This is a genomic window from Dermacoccus sp. UBA1591 (genome assembly GCF_002322065.1).
GTDB classification, from domain to species: domain Bacteria; phylum Actinomycetota; class Actinomycetes; order Actinomycetales; family Dermatophilaceae; genus Dermacoccus; species Dermacoccus nishinomiyaensis.
This window is the reverse complement of record NZ_DCNR01000123.1, coordinates 1-5,838: the sequence shown is the minus strand read 5'-3', so window position 1 is coordinate 5,838 and position 5,838 is coordinate 1. Positions and strand designations below refer to the sequence as shown.

The following is a 5,838-nucleotide window of genomic DNA, read 5'->3' as shown; positions in this document are numbered from 1 at the left end:
AGCCCCTCGGCCGCCATGATCCAGCGTCGCGCACGTGGCCCGCGGCTCCAGATGTCGTTCACCCGCCCAGCTATTCACGCCGCGCGCCGGGCCGTCGTCATCCTGTGGTGGGATGAGCGCGCGGTAACGACGCACCGCCGGCGAGGAAGCTTGCGGCAGCCCGCCGCCGTCCGCCTGCTGGACGACGGCGACGTGCGGGTGGTGGTGTGGGGCGCGTCACCCCTAGGTTGGTGGCATGCGCACGGTTCGGGGAGTGAGTCTCCTTCTTCGTTGCCGCGGTGGGGCCAACTAGTCGGCCATCCTCACCGCGGGGTTGAATGGTGCTCGGCCGGCACCCGCAACGAACGCAGTGAGGCGAACACCACCCATGCACGGATCTCAGCAGCCGACGACGATGCCGATCGGCAAGTACGTCCCCTTCCACGAGCAGATCAAGGTCGACCTGCCCGACCGCACGTGGCCCGACAAGATCATCGAGAAGGCGCCGCGTTGGTGCGCCGTCGATCTGCGTGACGGCAACCAGGCGCTCATCGACCCGATGGATTCCGAGCGCAAGATGCGCATGTTCAAGCTGCTCGTGCAGATGGGCTACAAGGACATCGAGGTCGGTTTCCCGTCGGCGTCCGACACGGACTTCAACTTCGTCCGCGAACTGATCGACGGCGGCCACATCCCCGACGACGTGACGATCCAGGTGCTGACGCAGTGCCGCGACCACCTCATCGAGAAGACGTTCGACGCCATCAAGGGTGCGCCGAGCGCGATCGTCCACTTCTACAACTCGACGTCGGTGCTGCAGCGTCGCGTGGTGTTCAACCTCGACGAGGACGGCATCGTCGACATCGCCCTGCAGGGGGCGCGGTTGTGCAAGAAGCTCGCCGAGACGATCCCCGAGACGAAGGTGTACTTCGAGTACTCGCCCGAGTCGTACACGGGAACCGAGCTCGAATTCGCGGCGCGCATCTGCAACGAGGTCATCGGCGTCATCGAGCCGACGCCCGATCACAAGATGATCATCAACCTGCCGGCGACCGTCGAGATGGCGACGCCGAACGTGTACGCCGACTCGGTCGAGTGGATGTCGCGTCACCTCGACAGTCGCGAGTCCGTCGTGCTGTCGCTGCACCCGCACAACGACCGCGGCGAGGGTGTCGCGGCTGCGGAGCTGGGCTACATGGCGGGCGCCGACCGCATCGAGGGCTGCCTGTTCGGCAACGGTGAGCGCACCGGCAACGTCTGCCTCGTCACCCTGGGCATGAACCTGTTCGGTCAGGGCATCGACCCGATGATCGACTTCTCCGACATCCAGACGATCCGTTCGACGGTCGAGTACTGCAACCAGCTGCCCGTCGGCGAACGTCACCCGTACGGCGGCGACCTCGTCTTCACGGCGTTCTCCGGTTCGCACCAGGACGCCATCAAGAAGGGCTTCGACGACATGGAGCGTCAGTCGAAGGAGACGGGCAAGTCGATCGACGAGCTCGTCTGGGGTGTGCCGTATCTGCCCGTCGACCCGCACGACGTCGGGCGCTCGTACGAGGCCGTCGTGCGCGTCAACAGCCAGAGCGGCAAGGGTGGCGTGTCGTACCTGCTGAAGAGCGAGTACAACCTCGACCTGCCGCGCCGCCTGCAGATCGAGTTCGCTGGCGTCGTGCAGCAGTGGACGGACACAGCCGGCGGCGAGGTGACGCCGCAGTGGCTGTGGTCGACCTTCTCCGACGAGTACCTGCCCGGCACCGGTGAGGGCGAGCGCGCCTGGGGTCGTTTCAAGCCGGTCGGCAGCCAGCTCGACTCGACGGACGACGGCCGCGACAAGATCACCGTCCGTCTGCTCGATCGCGGCGAGCCCGTGACGATCTCGGGTGAGGGTAACGGACCCATCGACGCCTTCTTCGACGCGCTGAGCACCATTGACGTCGACGTGCGCCTCCTCGACTACACGGAGCACACGCTCTCGTCCGGCGAGGATTCGAAGGCTGCGGCGTACGTCGAGTGCGCCATCGGCGACCGCGTGCTGTGGGGCGTCGGCATCCACGAATCGACGGTGCGTGCGTCGCTCATGGCGATCCTGTCGGCCGTCAACCGTGCCGAGCGTGACGCGGAGGCGGCTGCGGCCTGACGGCTGGGCCAAGGGTTGTGGAGGTTCGCGCTCTGGGTAGCGCGAACTTCCACAACTATTTCGGTGTTCCGCGACGCATGAGGCCCTCGGTGCGACACGGCATAATGGGACGAGCGGGTGGAACCCAGCGACCGGGGAAGGTGCTGGGCTCCACCCGCTTCGTCGTGTCAGGGTGACGGGCGTTGTGCGACATACCGCGGGGAGCGCTCACAAGAGCGCCGCATCCGATGACATGCCCGGTCGCCGATGCTTGGACGGGGGCAGCGGAGCGCGACAGGAATCGTGGGGGAGGCGTCGCAACTCTCGCTCGATCCAGCGCATGATGACGGCGACGACGTAGACCTGATGCTCGTCTGTCAGCGGGTGGTGCTTGACGATGCCGTGGTGCTTCGCGAGGCATCCGCGGCAACAGGTCGCCGTCGCGTGTTGAGCCAGGAAGACCGGATGGCCGCGCATCGGGGTCTGCCGGCCGTCGTTGTCGGGATTGGCAGCGGCGAGGCGCTCGCCGATGAAGCGCGCGGCATGGGTTTCGATCTCGCGACGCCCCCGATCGCGCGCGTACCGCGCATCGGCCGGGCTGAGATGGAACTTCGCCCTGAACGATGATCGCCCGATCCGGTCGAGCGCGCCGTCAAGGGTTTCGACACTGCGGGTCGCAAGAGTGGGCGTCGAAGAACGGGGCCGTGGGTCGGGCATGGCTACTGCTCCCCAGGTCGTCGAGGCGCGGGCGCCGTGGGCGCGTCCTGTGGTCCCACGCCCCTCGGCTGCAGGCTGACGGCATGCGTCACGGGGTTGAATCTCATCTCACGTCGTAGGGCCGGAACTGGATGCTGATGCGAGGCCCGACGGACTTCGTCGTCTTCGGAACGGCATGCTCCCAGGTCCGTTGACAAGAGCCACCCATGACGAGCAGGTCGCCGTGGCCGATCTGGAAGCGCAGGCTCTGCCCGCCACCGACGGGGCGAAGCGCCAGTGTGCGCGGCGAGCCGATCGAGACGATGGCGATCATCGTGTCCTTCGTGCTCGAGCGGCCCTCCTTGTCGCCGTGCCACGCGACGGAATCACGGCCGTCACGGTAGAGGCACATGCCGGCGGTGGTGAACGGCTCGCCGAGTTCGGGGGCGTAATGGTCGCTCAGCGCGCGTTGGGCGTCGCGCATCACGGGGTCGGGCCAGCGTTCGTCGCCGCGGTAGAAGCGCAGCAAGCGGGGCGTGGTGACCTCCTTGTCCCACATGACGCGACGCTCGCCCCGCCAGTCGACGCCCGCGCTGCCACCGAGCATGAGGCGGCTGAACAACTCGTCAGCGCCGGTGATGAAGCCGGGGCGCAGGTCGACCCAGGCCCCGCGCGTCAGCTCGGTGCGACGGACGGCGCCTACGAGCGGACGCACGCCGACCTCCTCGACCTGGTCGAGCAGCGACCCCTGTAGACCTGCGAACATGTGTTCGATTATGCGCCTCTTGTCCTGACTCGTCCAGCCCCGCCCTTTGCGCCCAGATGCACCCGGGTGCAGTTGGACGCAGGGGGAAACGGCGGGGGTGGGGGAGCAGAACGCATGTCGGCGGCTGAGGCATGCCTGGGGACGCATCCGCCCGACGAGTTGCGCCGTCAGCGGACGAGACGCGGGCCCGCTATCGCTGACGCAGGCAACCGCGAGACAATGGAGACATGCCTCCCCTCTACCGTGACGCCGCCATCGTGCTGCGCACCCACAAGCTGGGGGAGGCCGATCGCATCATCACGATGCTGACGCGCAATCACGGCAAGAAGCGCGCCGTCGCGAAGGGCGTGCGCAAGACGAAGTCGAAGTTCGGGGCGCGTCTCGAGCCGGGCATGGTCGTCGACATCCAGCTGCACGAGGGGCGCAACCTCGACGTCGTCACTCAGGTCGACCTCCTCGCCTCCTACGGCGACGCCATCGCGCAGGACTATCCCTCCTACACCGCGTGTGCCGCGATGCTCGAGACGGCAGACCGGCTCTGCGAGGATTCCGACCGCGTCGTGGCCCACTTCAACCTTCTCGCCGGGGCGCTCGCAGCGCTCGCGCAGCGTCAGATCCCCGCGCATCTCGTACTCGACGCCTACCTCGTGCGTTCCGTCGCGACGGCCGGGTGGACGCCGAGCTTCATCGACTGCGCCGGCTGCGGCGACCCCGGCCCGCAGCGTGCGTTCAACCTCGCCGTCGGTGGCGCCGTCTGCCCGCAGTGCCGCCCGCCCGGATCGACCGCGCCGATGCCCGAGACGTTCGTCCTCATGGACGCCCTGCTGCGCGGCCACTGGAACGCCGTCGCCGCGACGAGCGACGACGCGCGTCGACAGTCGAGCAACCTCATCGCCGCATACGTCCAATGGCACCTCGAACACGGCGTGCGCTCGCTCAGGCACGTCGATCGCGGCGACTACACCGTCGTCGCTCGCTCGACCCCACCCGCGACACCCGCCGAGCCTGCGACGCACGACGCGCACCCGGCGTCCTGAGAGACTGTCCTCACCGAGACGTCGGGACACCTACGTCACGCAGCACGACGACAAGAATCACGACCCGAAGGACGACGCCCGTGCCGATCTCACCCGACCCGCACCCCAGCGGCGCCACGCCGCCCGCGATTCCTGCTGAGCTGGTGCCGCAGCACATCGCGATGGTCATGGACGGCAACGGGCGTTGGGCCAACGAGCGCGGTCTGCCGCGCACGAAGGGCCACGAGGCGGGTGAGGCGATGCTGATCGACGTCGTCGCCGGCTGCATCCAACTCGGCGTCAAGAACATCAGCGCCTACGCGTTCTCGACGGAGAACTGGCGCCGTTCGCCGGAGGAGGTGCGCTTCCTCATGGGCTTCAACCGCGACACGATCCGTCGTCGCGTCGACCTGCTCGACTCGTGGGGCGTGCGCGTCATCTGGTCGGGGCGCAAGCCGCGGCTGTGGCGTTCTGTCGTGCGCGAGCTCGAAGTCGCCCAGGAGCGCACGAAGAACAACACCGTCTGCACCCTGCAGATGTGCGTCAACTACGGCGGGCGCGCAGAGCTCGTCGATGCCACACGCTCGCTCGCTGACGACGTCGCGGCCGGCCGGTTGAACCCGAAGAAGATCACCGAGAAGACGATCCAGAGCTACCTCTACGCGCCGGGCCTGCCGGACGTCGACCTGTTCGTGCGCAGCTCCGGCGAGCAGCGGACGAGCAACTTCCAGCTATGGCAGAGCGCCTACGCCGAGATGGTCTTCCTCGACACGCTGTGGCCCGACTTCGACCGTCGCAAGCTGTGGGAGGCCGTCGACATCTACGCCCGGCGCGACCGTCGCTATGGCGGAGCCGTCGACGCCGTCGCCGCTCAGCAGGCTGCGGACGACGCTGCGGCGGCAGCTCGTGCGCCGTCGAAGCCCAAGCCGTCCTACGACCCGGTGCTCATGGGGGACCCCGACGCTGACGGCGGCGGCATCTACGAGGACGACGGCCTCATCGACTGACCCGGCCCCCCTGCGATTTACGAAGGTCGACGAAAAGCGCACAGAGGGACGCAGTTCGCAGTGGTGTCAGATGCCGGCCGCGTCGCCTGATTCACCCCTCGAGACCGGAGTCCGGGGCAGTGCCGTCATGGTATTCAGTGCCGCCGTGACGCGTCCGCGCCGCCGTGACACGAGCGAGACGGCGCCTTCGTGAGGTGTTTGCGCCGTCGCCATGCGGCAGGGTCAGTGCCGTCGCGACATTCGGTGCGGTCCTGA

At 67.8% G+C, this 5,838-nt stretch carries 5 protein-coding genes; 3 read left to right on the top strand and 2 right to left on the bottom strand.

The window, feature by feature from the left end:
• Positions 1 to 367: 367 nt before the first annotated feature.
• On the top strand, positions 368 to 2,119 hold the full coding sequence (gene leuA, locus B2284_RS14020; RefSeq protein ID WP_074039893.1) for a 2-isopropylmalate synthase: 1,752 nt from the start codon (positions 368 to 370) through the stop codon (positions 2,117 to 2,119).
• A gap of 207 nt (positions 2,120 to 2,326) precedes the next feature.
• Here leuA and B2284_RS14015 read toward each other — a convergent pair whose 3' ends face one another.
• On the bottom strand, positions 2,327 to 2,815 hold the full coding sequence (locus B2284_RS14015) for a DUF4186 domain-containing protein (RefSeq protein WP_062257796.1): 489 nt from the start codon (positions 2,813 to 2,815) through the stop codon (positions 2,327 to 2,329).
• Between the two features lie 103 nt (positions 2,816 to 2,918).
• Positions 2,919 to 3,560, bottom strand: a complete 642-nt coding sequence (locus B2284_RS14010; protein ID WP_074045592.1) for an alpha-ketoglutarate-dependent dioxygenase AlkB — start codon at positions 3,558 to 3,560, stop codon at positions 2,919 to 2,921.
• Positions 3,561 to 3,787: 227 nt separating this feature from the next.
• On the opposite strand from B2284_RS14010, the gene recO reads away from it, so the two are divergent.
• Together recO and B2284_RS14000 are read left to right on the top strand one after the other, a co-directional pair.
• The gene (gene recO / locus B2284_RS14005; protein ID WP_038568662.1) at positions 3,788 to 4,597 is read left to right on the top strand and encodes a DNA repair protein RecO; all 810 of its coding nucleotides are present in this window, start codon (positions 3,788 to 3,790) and stop codon (positions 4,595 to 4,597) included.
• 56 nt (positions 4,598 to 4,653) lie between these two features.
• Complete coding sequence (locus tag B2284_RS14000) at positions 4,654 to 5,583, top strand: isoprenyl transferase (RefSeq protein ID WP_370448850.1); 930 nt, start codon at positions 4,654 to 4,656, stop codon at positions 5,581 to 5,583.
• Positions 5,584 to 5,838 lie beyond the last annotated feature (255 nt).